The 16,220-nt window shown below is 34.2% G+C and carries 18 protein-coding genes and 1 tRNA gene; 8 read left to right on the plus strand and 11 right to left on the minus strand.

What is annotated here, in order from left to right:
• Nucleotides 1-113 precede the first annotated feature (113 nt).
• Nucleotides 114-1,466, plus strand: coding sequence for an IS66 family transposase (tnpC, locus tag OM962_RS05070; RefSeq protein WP_264330459.1), 1,353 nt, complete (start codon nucleotides 114-116; stop codon nucleotides 1,464-1,466).
• A 111-nt stretch (nucleotides 1,467-1,577) separates the two neighbouring features.
• Here tnpC (OM962_RS05070) and OM962_RS05075 read toward each other — a convergent pair whose 3' ends face one another.
• From OM962_RS05075 to OM962_RS05085, 3 genes are read right to left on the minus strand one after another with little or no spacing between them, the layout of a single operon-like run.
• Nucleotides 1,578-2,810 (minus strand): IS256 family transposase, encoded by a 1,233-nt coding sequence (locus OM962_RS05075; RefSeq protein ID WP_264330447.1) that lies wholly within the window; start codon nucleotides 2,808-2,810, stop codon nucleotides 1,578-1,580.
• A gap of 21 nt (nucleotides 2,811-2,831) precedes the next feature.
• Complete coding sequence (locus tag OM962_RS05080; protein ID WP_319606764.1) at nucleotides 2,832-3,035, minus strand: IS630 transposase-related protein; 204 nt, start codon at nucleotides 3,033-3,035, stop codon at nucleotides 2,832-2,834.
• Complete coding sequence (locus tag OM962_RS05085) at nucleotides 3,023-3,202, minus strand: transposase (RefSeq protein WP_264330453.1); 180 nt, start codon at nucleotides 3,200-3,202, stop codon at nucleotides 3,023-3,025. Before OM962_RS05085 ends, OM962_RS05080 begins: the two co-directional genes overlap by 13 nt.
• Nucleotides 3,203-3,320: 118 nt before the next feature.
• Between OM962_RS05085 and OM962_RS05090 the strand changes: the two genes are divergently transcribed.
• Nucleotides 3,321-3,569, plus strand: coding sequence for a hypothetical protein (locus tag OM962_RS05090; RefSeq protein WP_264331042.1), 249 nt, complete (start codon nucleotides 3,321-3,323; stop codon nucleotides 3,567-3,569).
• On the opposite strand, the gene ychF is transcribed toward OM962_RS05090, so the two are convergent.
• Nucleotides 3,570-4,664 (minus strand): redox-regulated ATPase YchF, encoded by a 1,095-nt coding sequence (gene ychF, locus OM962_RS05095; protein ID WP_264331043.1) that lies wholly within the window; start codon nucleotides 4,662-4,664, stop codon nucleotides 3,570-3,572.
• A gap of 102 nt (nucleotides 4,665-4,766) precedes the next feature.
• On the opposite strand from ychF, the gene OM962_RS05100 reads away from it, so the two are divergent.
• Nucleotides 4,767-5,306 (plus strand): hypothetical protein, encoded by a 540-nt coding sequence (locus OM962_RS05100; RefSeq protein WP_264331044.1) that lies wholly within the window; start codon nucleotides 4,767-4,769, stop codon nucleotides 5,304-5,306.
• Between the two features lie 220 nt (nucleotides 5,307-5,526).
• Entirely contained in the window at nucleotides 5,527-6,219 is a 693-nt protein-coding gene (locus OM962_RS05105; protein WP_264331045.1) for a hypothetical protein, read from the plus strand.
• Nucleotides 6,220-6,248: 29 nt separating this feature from the next.
• Here the strand turns inward: OM962_RS05105 and OM962_RS05110 are convergent, their stop codons facing one another.
• The 4 genes from OM962_RS05110 to odhB form a co-directional block, all read right to left on the minus strand.
• A complete protein-coding gene (locus OM962_RS05110; RefSeq protein ID WP_264331046.1) occupies nucleotides 6,249-6,374 on the minus strand; it encodes a hypothetical protein in 126 nt (41 codons plus the stop codon).
• Nucleotides 6,375-6,573: 199 nt separating this feature from the next.
• On the minus strand, nucleotides 6,574-7,359 hold the full coding sequence (locus OM962_RS05115) for an enoyl-ACP reductase FabI (protein ID WP_264331047.1): 786 nt from the start codon (nucleotides 7,357-7,359) through the stop codon (nucleotides 6,574-6,576).
• A 419-nt stretch (nucleotides 7,360-7,778) separates the two neighbouring features.
• Entirely contained in the window at nucleotides 7,779-8,627 is an 849-nt protein-coding gene (locus OM962_RS05120; RefSeq protein ID WP_264331048.1) for a hypothetical protein, read from the minus strand.
• A 587-nt stretch (nucleotides 8,628-9,214) separates the two neighbouring features.
• Nucleotides 9,215-10,387 carry a 2-oxoglutarate dehydrogenase complex dihydrolipoyllysine-residue succinyltransferase gene (gene odhB, locus OM962_RS05125; protein ID WP_264331049.1) on the minus strand — a complete coding sequence of 391 codons (1,173 nt, stop codon included), beginning with the start codon at nucleotides 10,385-10,387 and terminating at the stop codon, nucleotides 9,215-9,217.
• Nucleotides 10,388-10,538: 151 nt separating this feature from the next.
• Between odhB and OM962_RS05130 the strand changes: the two genes are divergently transcribed.
• The 3 genes from OM962_RS05130 (at nucleotide 10,539) to OM962_RS05140 (ending at nucleotide 13,759) form a co-directional block, all read left to right on the plus strand.
• Nucleotides 10,539-12,212 (plus strand): hypothetical protein, encoded by a 1,674-nt coding sequence (locus OM962_RS05130; RefSeq protein WP_264331050.1) that lies wholly within the window; start codon nucleotides 10,539-10,541, stop codon nucleotides 12,210-12,212.
• Nucleotides 12,213-12,447: 235 nt separating this feature from the next.
• Complete coding sequence (gene uppS, locus OM962_RS05135; RefSeq protein ID WP_063630495.1) at nucleotides 12,448-13,143, plus strand: polyprenyl diphosphate synthase; 696 nt, start codon at nucleotides 12,448-12,450, stop codon at nucleotides 13,141-13,143.
• On the plus strand, nucleotides 13,133-13,759 hold the full coding sequence (locus OM962_RS05140; RefSeq protein WP_264331051.1) for a phosphatidate cytidylyltransferase: 627 nt from the start codon (nucleotides 13,133-13,135) through the stop codon (nucleotides 13,757-13,759). The genes uppS and OM962_RS05140 overlap by 11 nt, the downstream gene beginning before the upstream one ends.
• A gap of 36 nt (nucleotides 13,760-13,795) precedes the next feature.
• Here OM962_RS05140 and tnpC (OM962_RS05145) read toward each other — a convergent pair whose 3' ends face one another.
• From tnpC (OM962_RS05145) to coaD, 3 genes are all read right to left on the minus strand, one after another.
• A complete protein-coding gene (tnpC, locus tag OM962_RS05145; RefSeq protein ID WP_264330459.1) occupies nucleotides 13,796-15,148 on the minus strand; it encodes an IS66 family transposase in 1,353 nt (450 codons plus the stop codon).
• 113 nt (nucleotides 15,149-15,261) lie between these two features.
• On the minus strand, nucleotides 15,262-15,471 hold the full coding sequence (locus OM962_RS05150; RefSeq protein WP_264331052.1) for a zinc-finger domain-containing protein: 210 nt from the start codon (nucleotides 15,469-15,471) through the stop codon (nucleotides 15,262-15,264).
• Nucleotides 15,472-15,542: 71 nt separating this feature from the next.
• Nucleotides 15,543-16,049, minus strand: a complete 507-nt coding sequence (gene coaD, locus OM962_RS05155) for a pantetheine-phosphate adenylyltransferase (protein WP_063630499.1) — start codon at nucleotides 16,047-16,049, stop codon at nucleotides 15,543-15,545.
• Nucleotides 16,050-16,123: 74 nt separating this feature from the next.
• On the opposite strand from coaD, the gene OM962_RS05160 reads away from it, so the two are divergent.
• Nucleotides 16,124-16,196 (plus strand) — tRNA-Phe (locus tag OM962_RS05160).
• Nucleotides 16,197-16,220: the final 24 nt, after the last annotated feature.

Below are 16,220 nucleotides of genomic sequence, written 5' to 3' on the forward strand. Positions count from 1 at the left end.
TAATATTGTATCCGTTCAGAGGTGTGGCAAGGATAAAAAACAATTGACATAATATATTAAAGTAGTAATAACACAAAATGTTGATAGTAAAGTAAGGCTAGATGCTTCAATTGTTGATCAGTATTGTAGAGTTATGTAAAAACTTAGAGCAGAAAGTAGCAAAGATTGAAGAAAAAAATAAAATCTTAGAAATAGAGAATGCTGAACTAAGAGAGAGACTCGGCTTAAACTCAAGGAATTCATCTTTACCAAGTTCAAAAGAGCTGTACAAAATAAAAAAAGACACACCAGAAGATAAGTCAGAGGGCGGCAGGAAGATAGGTGGTCAAGTTGGACATAAGGGGAATTGCCGAGCTAAAATGGAAGCAGATGAGGTGGTGAAGGTAGAGTTACCAAATAGATGCGAGTGTGGTGAAGAAATCGCAATATCGGAAAAACCATATGTCTATCAAAAAGTTGATTTACCAGAAATTAAGCCTTACGTAGTTGAGTATCAATTAGAACATGGTCGCTGTCGTAAATGCGGAAAAAGAAGGAGTAGCAAATTACCAGAAGGAGTTACACCGGATACCTTTGGTCCTAGAGTTAAGTCAGTAGTTGCATCACTAAGTGGGTTTTATAAGAATTCAAAGCGAGAAATAGCGAATATTATGAAAGACATCTTTAACATGAGTATAAGTGTTGGTAGTGTGTCCAATAGTGAAGCAAGGGTTTCGTCAAAATGTAAAGAAGCCTATGAACAAATAGAGGAAGAAATAAAAGCAAGCGAAATTTTGCATATTGATGAAACCAGTCACTACAACAAAGGCAAATTGGGATGGTGCTGGATGTTTGCCAACAATAAAGCAAGTCTTATGAAGTTAGCAGATACAAGAGGAATGAAATTTTTAAAGAATAGTGCATTTTGTGATTACAAAAACCTGGTAATTACTGACAGATATGCAGTTTACAACCACTTCAGTGATGAAAAACGACAAATTTGTTGGGCTCACTTATTGAGAAATTTCGAGAGGTTATCTCATAGTTGGAATAGTGAAGTAATGAGACTTGGCCATTGTTTAAAAGACGCAGCTAATGGATTGTTTGTATTAAAAAACGCTTTGTCAGAAAATGAAATTAGTATTTCAAAGTTCACTAAGCAAGCTAAAGAATTACGAAGATACATACAGTACTGCATGATAAAAATATCTTATATACTTGAAGCAAAAGGAGCTTCACGAACGGTAAAGGGTATTATAAAATCCGAGTCAATGATGTGGACATTTTTGGATGACCCAGAGAATATTCCATTAACGAATAACCATGTTGAGCGACAGATACGGCATTATGTTGTCTATCGTAAGAATTCATATTTTGCACAGTCAGAGCGAGGGAATAGATTTCTTGAGCGGATAATTTCGTTGTATCTGACTTGGAAACAAAAGGAATTAAACCCTTTTCAAAACCTGCTAGCTGTTGTTTCTTAAACCACACCTCTGAACGGATACGATTTTATCAATAAATTGCTCCCTATCTTCTTGATTGCGCTCTTGATATAGTGTGAGGGAACGTTCAAAAAAGTGTGTCAAACCGTATTTTTAATTCAACTCAATTTTTAATCTATCAGGAAAAAAGATATCAAGTTGAGATATAGTTAAAGCCCAATTAGGTAAAGCCATAGCCCATTTTTGCTCTACTTTTTTTATAGCACAATATACCTGTTTATACAAGGCATTTGTATTAGTAAATGAGCCTTTGGTTTTAGTAAATTTTCTAATCTGTCTGTGCAGTCCCTCAATAGGATTAGTGGTATAAATTAGCCTCCTAACAGGACCTGAATACTTAAAATAACTGGACAAATTTTCCCAATTATTCTGCCAAGATTTTATGACTAATGGATACTTTTCGCCCCATTTTTCCTCCAGTTCAAGCAAATAATTTTCGGCAATTTCTTTACTTGAAGCACGATATATTTTTTTCAAATCATTCATGAAAACTTTTACATCTTTGCTAGATACATATTTCAGTGAATTCCTTATCTGATGCACTATACATAGTTGTACTTCTGCTTTAGGAAATATACTATTTATAGCTGTAGAAAAGCTTTTTAGCCCATCAATGCAGGCAATTAGAATATCTTCTACTCCTCTTTCTTTGAGGTCATTTAGCACTCCCAACCAGAAATTAGCTCCCTCACTTTCAGCCAAATAAAAACCTAATACTTCTTTTCTGCCATTTTGATCTATGCCTAATATGTTATACATACACTTGCTTACACAATGTCCATCCTCCTTAACCTTAAAAAACATGCCATCCATGAACACTATTGGATATACTGATTGCAGTGGACGGCTGCGCCATTCATTGATTATTGGTAGCAGTTTATCAGTAATACTGGATATCTCTGCTGCTGATATTTTGTGGTCATATATTTCCTCAACGTGTGAAGCTATGTCTCTGTATCCCATGCCACTGGCGTATGTACTTAATACCTTTGCTTCAAGTTCTGGATGTAGGCTTGTTTGCCTTTTTCTAACTATTTGTGGTTCAAAACTTCCCTCCCTATCTCTTGGTGTTAGCAGCTCAAATGAGCCTCCACTCGTGCGTAAAGTTTTTGCGTTTCTCCCATTTCTTCGGTTATTTTCTTCACTTTTAGCTGACATGTGGTTTTCTATTTCACCTTCCAGACTTGCCTCTAGCAACCTTTTTATAAACGGTGTTAATGCTCCATCTTTTCCTGTCAATGGTTTTCCTTCTCGTATAGATGACAGGATATTTGTTTCTAATTCTTTATAATCTACCAACCCATTAGTTCTATTTGCTTGACTCATATCAAACCTCCATTTTTTATATCAATTTATTACTTTACTTCTCGGTTTGACACACTTTTTTGAACGTTCCCTAGTGTGACTTTTTTTTAAAGTAATTTTTAGCTGTTTTAGTCTATACCAAATTGAGTTTATTCCAAATCCAAGATTTTGTTTCATCTCTGCCAGAGTATGATCTGGATTCTTTGTAACATATTCTTCGAGTATTTTGGGGTCTATTTTTCGAATAAAGCTACCGTTTTAGATGGCTTGAGGCTTTCACCAGCAGCTTTCTTTTTTAACCAACGGTACAGAGTTGCTATTCCTATCTCCATAAGCTCTGCTACCTCAACCTTTGTCTTACCTTTTTCTATCATCAATACTGCCTTTTCCCTTAAATCCACACTATATGCCATTATAACTCAAATACTTTATTATACCTTTATCATTTACTTTAGGAAATACTATATTAATGGTAAAGATGTTGAACTAGACGAAATTTTGAAATTAGCTAGGCAAAATAAGGATGTACTTATGGAAGGTAAAGCTTTACATGAATTTTTAGAAGGATATCTGGAGCAAGATGCACAATCACAGAAAAAGGAATGTATTATAACGCTTAATCCATCTAGTCATTTATTAAATTCACTAAAACCAGGGGAATTACAAGCAGGATGTATAGGAGGAGCATATGATCATTATCTTCCTAGGACTATGCTTGAAGGGCCATCTGCAGAAGAAAAATCAAACCCAGAGTATAGATCTTATGATCGTTTTCGTTAATTACACATTAAACCTAAAGTGCATTATATCACCATCTTGCACTACATATTCTCTGCCTTCGAAGCGAACTTTGCCTGCATCTTTGCAGGCTAATTCGCTTCTATATTTTACATAATCTGCAAAGCTTATCGTTTCTGCTTTTATAAAGCCTTTTTCAAAATCAGTGTGAATTACACCTGCTGCTTTGTCAGCTGTTGATCCTATCTTTATTGGCCATGCACGTGCTTCTTTTGGCCCTACAGTAAAGAAAGTTATCATACTCAGCACTTCATACATGATACGCGCTACTCCATCAAGGCCTGATTCTTGTAAGCCAAATTCTGATAAAAAACTCTGTTTTTCCTCTTCGCTATCAAGGTTTGCAATATCTGCTTCAAGTTTTGCTGAAATGCAATAAAATTTGCTTTTATTTTCCTCCGCCATTCTCTCTACCTTTTTAGATAATTCATTGCCAGTTATAACATTTGTATCTTCAACATTGCAAACGTACATAATGGGCTTTGTTGTTAGCAATTGAAGCGACTTCATCTCATCTTCATTGATATTCTCCAAGCTTCTTGCCGGTTTACCGAGTTTTAAAGTAGCTAATACCTCTTGCATTAGCTCAAGTTGTCTCTTTAGCTCTTTATCGCCTTGTTTTGCTTTTTTTTCCAACTGAGGAAGCCTTTTTTCTATGCTATCAATATCAGCTAGGATTAATTCCATTTCTACCACTTCAGCATCTGATATTGGATCTATTTTACTGTGTACGTGGCTAATATCGTCATCCGTAAAGCACCTGAGCAGATGAACAATGGCATCAACTTCTCTGATATGACTCAAAAATTTATTTCCTAGTCCTTCACCCTTGCTCGCACCCTTAACCAAGCCGGCAATATCGACAACTTCCAGTTGATTGTAGATTATTTTCCCTGAGTGAGCAATTGCGGCAATTTGTTTCAAACGCTGATCTCGTATTGGCACTTTGCCAACATTTGGCTCGATTGTACAGAAAGGATAGTTTGCAGCTTCAGCTGCACTTGACTCTGTAAGCGCATTAAATAAAGTTGATTTTCCTATGTTTGGCAGTCCAACTATGCCACAGTTAAAGCTCATATTTGCTATGTAAAATTATAACTATTGCATAATTTAAAAATTTCTGCTATACTTAATTAGTTACAATTTTGTTGGTATATAGCTTAAATTAAAGTAAAAACTATGACTACAGCTAAGAAACGGAAACTACCAAGTGACTTTCATGATGTTGAGGTTGGAATAGGAAGGCCCAGGATATTAGGGCAAATGAATGTACCTAGGAAACGGAAATCATCAAGTGGTCTTCACGGTGTTGAAAGTCCGAAAAGGTTCAAGAGCTTTGGGCAAGAAATAACTCTTTTAAATAGTAATTCTTACCCTAACGATTTCTATGAAGGTAAACTTAGTGATGTTGTAGGGCAGTCCGTTAGTGATGTGGAACAAAAACTTTCTAGCAGTCAAGTAGCTAAGTATGATACTGCAGGAGATGGCAATTGCTTTTTCCATGCCGTGTTTGGTGAAAATAGTTCTAATGTATACAAAACTGACAAAGCTCAAGCAATGCGTAAAGAGTGGCGCGAATTTTTAAATCAGTTTAAATCATTGAATGATCCGAAAATGCCAAATGCTCTTAAGCAACACTTGAGAACATTCTTTGTAGATCTATTGAGTAACACTGGGGAAGTGCTTAATGTACCAAAAGAGATGAAAAGAGCTCATTGAGGAAATAAATAAAAAAGTTGACGATGTAATAAATGAAAGTGTTGAAAGAACGAAAGCTTTAAAAAATAACATTATAGAAAAGTTTTCTGAAGATGAAAAATTTTGTAATGAAATATATGAAGTAATAAAGCAAGCTACCAATGCATATAATGAGCGTAATGCGCAGCAAAGAGATTTACTTAGTATTGAAGATTTACTAAAGAAAGAAAATGAGAAAACATTGTATAATAGAGTAGAGGAAGAGCTTGAGTCTTGTGCATATAGACTTGACACCACGCTTACTAAAGAAAAATATAAAGAGGAATATATAATTAATAACGACAGAATATTAGATTCAGTTATTGGTCAAAAAGACTTCTATCAGACTTACCTCAAAGCAATACAAAAACAAGGGTATTTTGTTTTTCACGGTGAAATCCCTATTTTAGCTTCTTTATCTAATACTGAAATCGAAGCATATTTTGAGGGTCAGGAAGGTATGACAATATATAAACCAGACCCAAACATGATAAATCCTGAGTATGTAAGGAAAGATGAATTATGGGGCAATAAGAAGAAGGAAGTAATATACCTGGGTGGAAACCATTACTCTAGAGCTAGGGTTATAACCAAGGAAATTCAAGAGCAAGAAGACTTTCAATTAGCAAAAGAACTTCAATTAGATGAAATTTTGGAGTATTGTAACCTTTCAAAGGATATCTCTGAGAGAGCAGAGGTTGAGAAGAGGTTTGATGAGTTATTGGCAAAAAATGCTGATGGAAACATTGGTGATGTTATAGCGCAGTGCATTAATGATGTACAGCAACGTATAAAATGCCTTGAGGAGCCAGTCTTATCAAGAAGATGCAGTGTGGAAGAAGCACGTGTAGGAAAAGCATTTTATCAACATACTTCTATAGGGGGCATTCTATAATAAAAGCCATGCTCATTTTTAACCACTGCTTAATAAGAATAAAGTCTTAGCAAAACAAACATAAGAACAATAGGATTTCTTGCTTGCAAAGCAACTCCAAGATCGGGAGGAAAAAGACTTTTTCCTTGCAAGGCAACTTCAAGAGCAACCCTCACGCACAATCTCTTAACCCAAATGGAAGAAGTAAAAATAGAAGATCAGCGGCAACAAATACTTGTAAAATAATAACTCTATGGTTAATATGCGAAGACTTAAGTAAAAAATGTTGTCATTCTAGTAGCTGATACTGGGCTCCAATGTCAATTACTCGGATAACAAAAAAACACAGGCTTCACATGCATCTGCAGTACTGTATTAGTCTACTATCTTCATTCCCACAACATTATACCCTGAATCAACATGTAAAATTTCTCCAGTTGTACCACTACTCAGGTCGCTTAATAAGTATAGTGCTGCCTTGCCAACATCTTCTATTGTAACATTGCGTCTAAGTGGAGAATTACTTCTATTCCATTCCGATATGGAGTGAAAGTCACTTATTCCAGAAGATGCCAAAGTTCTGATTGGACCAGCAGAAATTGCATTTACTCTGATGTTCTGTGGTCCGAGATCACATGCTATATATTTTACACTTGCTTCAAGTGCTGCTTTACATAAACCCATCACATTATAATTTGGCATAACTTTTTCAGCACCATAGTAAGATAAAGTAAGTAAACTACCGCCATTTAACATCATTTTTTCCGCTCTTTGCGCTAAAGCAGTAAAAGAATAGCACGATATATGCATTGCATTAATAAAGTTGTTTAGTGAAGTATTGACATATTTACCATTTAGCTCATTTTTATCGGAGAATGCTATTGCATGTACCAAAAAATCAATAGCACCCCACTTCTCCTTTATTTCCTTAAAAGCATTATCTATAGTTTCCTCATTTGAAACATTACAGTGCAATATTAACTCTACATTTAATTCACTTGCTATTGGTAATAATTTCTCTTTTATTGTTTCATTTTGATAAGTGATTGCAAGCTCAGCTCCATGTTCTGAGAGAGTCTTTGCTATACCATACGCTATTGATCTTTTATTTGTTATTCCGGTTATTAACCCTTTTTTGCCCTGCAATAGACTTGTTGCCATAAAATTATTTGCCTTTCTTATAATTTGGAATATTAACTGAGTAAAGTCAATTATGTTTTAAAACATAGCTAACGTATAAAAATTACTTCCGCATATTTTCAATCTAATTATAATTACAAATAGAGATATTTTAAGGGCTCAAAATCTATCTTTAGTCTGCAGACTTTTTAATCAAACTTATTAAAAAATGTATTCTTCAGTGTATATCTGTCGTATGTGCACTGCATTTTCTTTCTAACTCTTTTTTACACAGGAGGATTTTATGTCCAGAATTCCAGACACTTGACCTTTACTTTGGCTAAAAATCCACTGGCGCCTGTGGTTTTTATAAAGAAAGTACAGAAAATACTCTAGAGAACATGAAATAAGGATACTGAAATATAAGCTGCCTACATTTGCAAACAGCTCATAAAGTCTTCTTATTTACTTACTCCTTGAGCAAAAGAAAGTTGTTTTGATATAGTCACACTTTCCATACTTGTTGAAGGATTCTGTGAAACTTTTACTATTTCAGAACCTTCTTTACGTAAGTAGGATAGTGCATCATGCAAGGACTTCGCTTCGTATTGTTTTCCTACTTTTACTTCTTTATGTGCAGCTATTTGCTCCCAAGTGATATCATTGCTTTCAATAAGCTTGATAGAACCGTCATCACTAATATTAATTTTCATTTTACACTCTTTTTCTTCATCGTACCAATTCAAAGTCATGTTATATGAGCCATTAGCTACTTCATAAATTCTTACTCCATGCTCATCAACTCGTTCACGCATTCCTCTTTTTTCATCTCCAGGTAGCAACAATGTAACCGCCGTTATCCTATTGCTTTCAAAAAAATCATTAGTTAAAATATTACTAATGTTTATTTTTCCTTTATTATCATTCAGCACAATTCTTGCAGTCAACATAGTTCTAATTGGACTTCTCACTCTAAGCTGTACAGATTCTACATCACTGTTTTCTATGTGTTTAGCAATTTCTTGCTTAGTTTCATCAATAATCTTGCCTTTTAGATATTTACCGTGATTTTCATTTTCTGAATTATAAGGAGAGCTATCAGCAAGAATTCGCCTTTTTGACTCTTCATCATCACAATCTAAATATTCAATTTTGCGGTCATGTTTGGTACCTAAAAATGGATGATCATCTTCTCTCACCCTATTATTCGGAGGAAAATTGAAAGTCCTATTCGATTTATCACTTGACACTGGTCCAGGTGTTCCTTGAACAGCCTCAGAGTTTTTTTCTTTAGAAGAATTACTTAACATTATATACCCCTTATTCTATAAATAGCCTTGTCTTAGAATGTTTTTAACATATGTCAAATAAAAATTTTGACATATTTGACATAAAAGCGTTTTAAATAATAAGAGCAAAATGGACAAATCTATTTCGTGAGTAACCAAAAATCGTTTTGTATTCATTCAGACAAGGAGAAATAGTAGATAGTGTCATGCAAGTAGCTGACACCCCTTGGTGGACCACACACACAACTTTACGAACATTGCAATTTGGCACATAGTAAATGATGTCATTCCAGCGCATGATGCTGGTTTTCATTTAATCTCATCAAATTTAGCATAAGCTTTGTAAATTTTTCTGGATTCCAGCTTCACGCGCTGGAATGACACCATCATTCTATAACACTCACCCAACCTAATGCATTACTTGCAATCTGGATCCCAGTACTTGGATAACACCAAAGGGGCTACTCGCATTTTTTAGTCCTAAATCACAGTTCTCGTACAGTAAACACTGACCATTTTTCGTATGAGTTACCTTTGCAAATGTTTGTACAACTGTAACACCCAACTTGAAAACTTCAGAAAAACTTACTTGTCGTTTTTTAATCTGTTTAAATTTCCAAAACCAATCTATTTGGATCTTCTATGTAATTTTTGATTTTAACAAGGAAAGTAACTGCTCCTTTACCATCAACTATTCTGTGGTCGTAAGAGAAGGCAATGTACATCATAGGTCTGATTTCAATTGAGCTACTCACAGCAACTGGCCTATTTTGTATTGAGTGCATGCCAAGTATTCCAGATTGGGGAGGGTTGATTATTGGAGTAGAAAGAAGTGAACCGTATACACCACCGTTTGAGATAGTAAATGTTGCACCTTCCATTTCCGATACTTGCAGCTTACCTTCTCGTGCTTTTTTGCCAAGAGCAACTAAAGTCAATTCAATCTCGGCAAATGACATTTGATCAGCATCACGAATAACTGGTACAACAAGACCTTTGTCAGTGCCAACAGCAACACCTATGTCATAGTAATTTTTATATACAATTTCATCACCTGAAATCTCAGCGTTAATCTCACGAATTTCTTTTAGTGCTTGCACTGCTGCCTTTATAAAAAACGACATGAAACCCAGTTTTATTCCATATTTCTTTTCAAAAGTTTCTTTATACTTTGCCCTCAGATCCATGACGTTTTTCATGTCAATTTCATTGAACGTGGTCAGTATTGCAGCAGTATTTTGCGATGCTTTCAAACGAGCAGCAATGACTTGCCTTATTTTGCTCATTTTCACTCGTTCTTCTCTTCTCTCTCCACTTGCTACGCTTTTTGGCGATTCATATTGTTTTACCGCAGGTTGTTCAGCCTTACTCATATGGTCTATCACATCCGCTTTAGTTATTCTGCCTCCCATGCCAGTTCCTTTTACATTTTCTGCACTAATTGCATTTTCTTCCATAATTTTACGAGCTGAAGGGGCATCTTTTTTATCAGGGCTTTCGCCTTTATCTTCTTTTTTCACTTCTTCTTTTACTTCTCCTACAGCAAGTTTTGCCAATAATTGATCAGGGCTGATTACATCATCTTCTTTCACAAGAAATTCGGTTATTTGTCCTGAAGCTTCTGCAGTTAATTCTAGTGCTGTTTTGTCAGTCTCAATTTCAAAGATCAAGTCATCTACTTTTATTGCTTCACCGATATTTTTCTTTATTTTTACTATACCTTCCGTAACCGATTCACCACCAAGAGTTTTTGGCGCTCTAATTTCTATAATTTTGCTCATAAAATAACTTCTACATAAAACTTTCTATAAATTTATACATGAAAAGAAACATAAATAAACTAATAAATTCATTAGGCCTTTTATCATAATGCTTGATTATTTCCTCCTAATACATGCAAAATTAAAATACTAAGTAAATTGAAATAAGATTATGGATTTTGATAAGGCAGGCAATGCAGAAGACTTATATAACGAAAAACTTCAACTGATATGTAAGACTTATAACAGAGAATTACTATCAAATCAAAGAGTTGTTGATGGTATCAATTCAATGGATTACAGTAAGCTTAAAATCTTATGCAAGTATCATAATAAGTTTAGTCACAAAGGTATTGAAGAATTACTATTAGATGAAAGCATTGTTAATCACATCAACGATTATGATGATGAAATGTTTAGGTCCATGCTAAATGATGCACCTTCGGAGCACAATATTCTAGAAATACTAAAAGGTGAAGAGGTTCGCAGTAGTGAATTTGACAGTAGTGATGGCGAGGAGAATGAAGAAGATTATGGATATTATGATAATTTTGATTACGAGGAAGATGAAAAAAATGATCCGAATAACTTCGCCAAAGAAGCATTAGGAGATAAAGGAACTAATGAAAAACGTGTTGATGATGTTCAGTTTTGTAACGATGCAGATGTGGGAGTACCACTAGACAATCAAAATGCTATTAGGAATATCCGTTTTATTCAATGGATGATAGTTGAGAGTGATGGTAAGCTTAGTGAGCAAAATGTTACAGAATTACTAAAAGATTCGAGTTCTATTGATCTAATTAACTCTCTTGATGATAAAAAGCTTCAACTTATACTCAAGAGTGATAAGTTTAGTGGTGAAAATATTATAGAGTTATTAGGAAATCAAAGAGTTGTTGAATACCTCTATTTTATTGATTATGAAAAATTTGAACTCATTCATAATAGTGATAAGTTTAATAGTAGCAAGTATGCTAGTAGCAGTCACAAGATTATACGTTTGCTAGAAAATCAAGAGCTTGTTAAGCACATCAATTTTATTGATTATGAAAAACTTCAATTCATACTTTGTAATGATAAGTTTCTTCTTAGCGATATTATAAGACTACTAAAAAATCAGGAGGTTGTTGAGAATATCATTTCTTTTAACATTGAAAAATTTCGACTCATATTTTATAGTGATAAGCTTAACTGTGTAGATACAATAGAATTACTAGAAAATCAGAAAATTGTTGATTGCATCAATTCGATTACTCCTGAGAAATTAGAACTCATATTTGGGAAGTTTAGTCTTCAAGATATTATAAAAGTACTAGAAAATATTGCTCCTGAGAAATCAGAACTCATATTTGAGAAGTTTAGTCTTCAGGATATTATAGAAGTACTAGAAGATCAAAACGCTGTTAAGGGCATCAATTCTGTTACCACTCAAGAGCTAAAAGCAATAACAGATAATGTTACTGGTAAGGTATTTGTTAATATATTTAAAAATTTTAAACCTAGCGTAAAGTCGACTTTGAGGCTTGCTATACTCCTGCGTAAAGCTGGTAAAATTACAGATATTAATATCGATTACTTGAACAACAAGGAACGTATTTACGAAGATATAATTAAATATGTTCCCCAAGAGCTGAGTATATATACTCAATATCCTTTCCCAGGGATTATCTTAGGCGGTAAAGATCTTCCTCAAGAGCAGGACATAAATATAAATTCACTTGTACCATTCCTTACATTTGAAAGATATATTGAATGCAAAGAACCTGTGTCAAAATTATATAATTTATCTTTAGAGCAGGTTATTGAGAATATCAATCCACATAAAAGAGCTAGGTATTTCTAATAACACCAAATTCATTTATTTATAATAATTTTACTATATCGTAAAACCATCTATATCAGACTATTTTTACTATATTTTCTTGGTAAAATCACTGGCAGCTGACACCGAGGTTGAGAAAATTTTTGTAATATAGACTATCAATGATTTTTCAGTAATAATATAGTTTTAGGTGGATATAGTGAACGTTTCATACAGAGATATAGACATTAAGCTAATTAGAACAGGTTGAATTCAAATGTTGAATCTAGAATCTCTGCCAAAACATCTAGCAATTATTATGGATGGTAATGGTAGGTGGGCAAACAATCAAGGAAGGGTAAAAATTGATGGCTATAGAAAAGGCAGTGAGGTTGCATTTGATATTGCTAAGCATTGCACAGTCCTGGCCATACCTTACTTAACTTTGTATGCATTTTCCATGGAAAATTGGCTCAGATCTGAAAACGAAACAGACTACCTATTTAATTTATTTTACTCCACTTTAACTAATGAAGATAAAATGAAATTCATTTACAATTGTAACATTAAGTTAAATTTTATTGGCAATTTAAGTCTATTGCCCAGTAAAATATTCGATCAAATCAAAAAAGCAGAAGAAGTGACACATAAGAACGATGGTCTATTACTCACTGTTGCAGTTAGTTATGGAGCAAAGCAGGAAATTATACATGCTATCAACAACGTCATAAAAGGAAATATTGATTGCGTATTGGAAGAGGAATTTGAAAAATTTCTGTATACTAAAGATTTGCCAAAATTGGATTTATTAATTCGCACTGGTGGCGAAAAAAGGTTAAGCAATTTTTTATTATGGCAAGCAGCTTATGCTGAATTGTATTTTTGTGATACTTTGTGGCCCGATTTTTCTTGTCAAGATTTGACCAAAGCACTAGAAGATTATACAAAAAGAGAAAAAAAATATGGTAGATAATAACTTTATGGTTAGAATATTGTCCTCAATAGTAATATTACTCATATTTTCTTTTGCTACATATTTCAGTGATTTATCATTTTATCTACTAATTTTTTCAATTGCAGTTTTATCTTCTTTTGAATGGTATAATCTAACTCAGGGCAATAGAATCTTATACATTTTCGCATTACTATTAATCGCACTACCAAATGCCTCGCTAATATGCTTATATAATCTACCACAGGGAAAATATGCATTAGTATGGCTTATCTTAACTATTTGGAGCATCGATATTGCTGCCTATTTTTTCGGCAAAAATTTTGGTAAAACTAGAATTTGTCCAATCATTAGCCCTGGGAAAACTTGGTTAGGACTTTTTGGTGCAGTCTTAGCTGGAATAGTGTGTACAATTTTTGGCTCAATATTTTTGAGTTTATTTCCAATTTTCTATTCCCCAATAATTGGCGTTACAATTGCTATTCTAGCCCAACTTGGAGACTTTACTGAATCACTCATAAAAAGAGTTTACAATGTTAAAGATAGTGGAAGTATAATACCTGGCCATGGAGGAGTACTTGACCGTATGGACAGTTTCATCTTTACTGCCCCCTTTATTGCTATTTACATAAGCTAAAGAATGAAGTGCTATGTATCCGTTCAGAGGTGTGGTTTAAGAAACAACAGCTAGCAGGTTTTGAAAAGGGTTTAATTCCTTTTGTTTCCAAGTCAGATACAACGAAATTATCCGCTCAAGAAATCTATTCCCTCGCTCTGACTGTGCAAAATATGAATTCTTACGATAGACAACATAATGCCGTATCTGTCGCTCAACATGGTTATTCGTTAATGGAATATTCTCTGGGTCATCCAAAAATGTCCACATCATTGACTCGGATTTTATAATACCCTTTACCGTTCGTGAAGCTCCTTTTGCTTCAAGTATATAAGATATTTTTATCATGCAGTACTGTATGTATCTTCGTAATTCTTTAGCTTGCTTAGTGAACTTTGAAATACTAATTTCATTTTCTGACAAAGCGTTTTTTAATACAAACAATCCATTAGCTGCGTCTTTTAAACAATGGCCAAGTCTCATTACTTCACTATTCCAACTATGAGATAACCTCTCGAAATTTCTCAATAAGTGAGCCCAACAAATTTGTCGTTTTTCATCACTGAAGTGGTTGTAAACTGCATATCTGTCAGTAATTACCAGGTTTTTGTAATCACAAAATGCACTATTCTTTAAAAATTTCATTCCTCTTGTATCTGCTAACTTCATAAGACTTGCTTTATTGTTGGCAAACATCCAGCACCATCCCAATTTGCCTTTGTTGTAGTGACTGGTTTCATCAATATGCAAAATTTCGCTTGCTTTTATTTCTTCCTCTATTTGTTCATAGGCTTCTTTACATTTTGACGAAACCCTTGCTTCACTATTGGACACACTACCAACACTTATACTCATGTTAAAGATGTCTTTCATAATATTCGCTATTTCTCGCTTTGAATTCTTATAAAACCCACTTAGTGATGCAACTACTGACTTAACTCTAGGACCAAAGGTATCCGGTGTAACTCCTTCTGGTAATTTGCTACTCCTTCTTTTTCCGCATTTACGACAGCGACCATGTTCTAATTGATACTCAACTACGTAAGGCTTAATTTCTGGTAAATCAACTTTTTGATAGACATATGGTTTTTCCGATATTGCGATTTCTTCACCACACTCGCATCTATTTGGTAACTCTACCTTCACCACCTCATCTGCTTCCATTTTAGCTCGGCAATTCCCCTTATGTCCAACTTGACCACCTATCTTCCTGCCGCCCTCTGACTTATCTTCTGGTGTGTCTTTTTTTATTTTGTACAGCTCTTTTGAACTTGGTAAAGATGAATTCCTTGAGTTTAAGCCGAGTCTCTCTCTTAGTTCAGCATTCTCTATTTCTAAGATTTTATTTTTTTCTTCAATCTTTGCTACTTTCTGCTCTAAGTTTTTACATAACTCTACAATACTGATCAACAATTGAAGCATCTAGCCTTACTTTACTATCAACATTTTGTGTTATTACTACTTTAATATATTATGTCAATTGTTTTTTATCCTTGCCACACCTCTGAACGGATACAGTGCTATTAACCTTTGGTCCTTTCCTTTTTATTCACTGCTTTCACCTCAACAAATTGAAATTCTTCGGAGTTTACTATTTCACTCATGGGCTTACTGCAATAAGGACAATACATTTCTCCTTCTTTATGTAAATATACTACTGGATGACCAGAACCATCATCATTCTCATCACCACAGCAGCAAACTATTAGATTATTATCCCTCACTTCTGACATACTGCTCCTTTATTTTATAGTATTTTGTACATCGAGCATAACCGCTTTGAAGTGGAGAAAACAACAAATATTTATTCTCCATTTTTTACCCTATTTAGATTAATCAATTCGCTTTGGACACTTTTTGATACAAAATTGCTAACATCTCCTCCTAATCTCGCTATTTCTTTCACAAAAACTGATGAGATAAATTGAGTATCTTCAGATGCAGGAAGAAATATAGTTTCGATTTCAGGAAGGAGTTTATAGTTTACCCAGCTCATTTGAAATTCATAATCAAAATCTGATACTGCTCTGAGCCCCCTGATAATAACAGAAGCATTTTGCTCTTTGGCAAAATTCATTAATAATCCATTGAAAGATATGACATCTGCGTCAATTCCTAGTCCTTTCACTTCATTTTCAGCCATGCTTGTGCGTAGATTTATGTTGAAACTAGTATGTTTGTTAACATTTTCTGCAACACCAATTACTAACTTATCGACTAGCTTACATGCTCTTTTTATTATGTCAAGGTGCCCCAAAGTTATAGGATCAAATGTACCAGGATAAATTCCTATTTTGTTATTAATGTTCATTCTTTGTTTCTATACTTCAAAAACTTTTGATGGACATGATAACGTTTTTTGTCTAAAAATGAAAGTACGTAGTTGGCCTGATAGCTCAGTTGGTAGAGCAAAGGACTGAAAATCCTTGTGTCGCTGGTTCGATTCCTGCTCAGGCCACATTCTTTTTCTTAATGTTCTATA

This window comes from Wolbachia endosymbiont (group B) of Erebia ligea, assembly GCF_947179575.1.
Classification (GTDB): Bacteria; Pseudomonadota; Alphaproteobacteria; order Rickettsiales; family Anaplasmataceae; genus Wolbachia; species Wolbachia pipientis_C.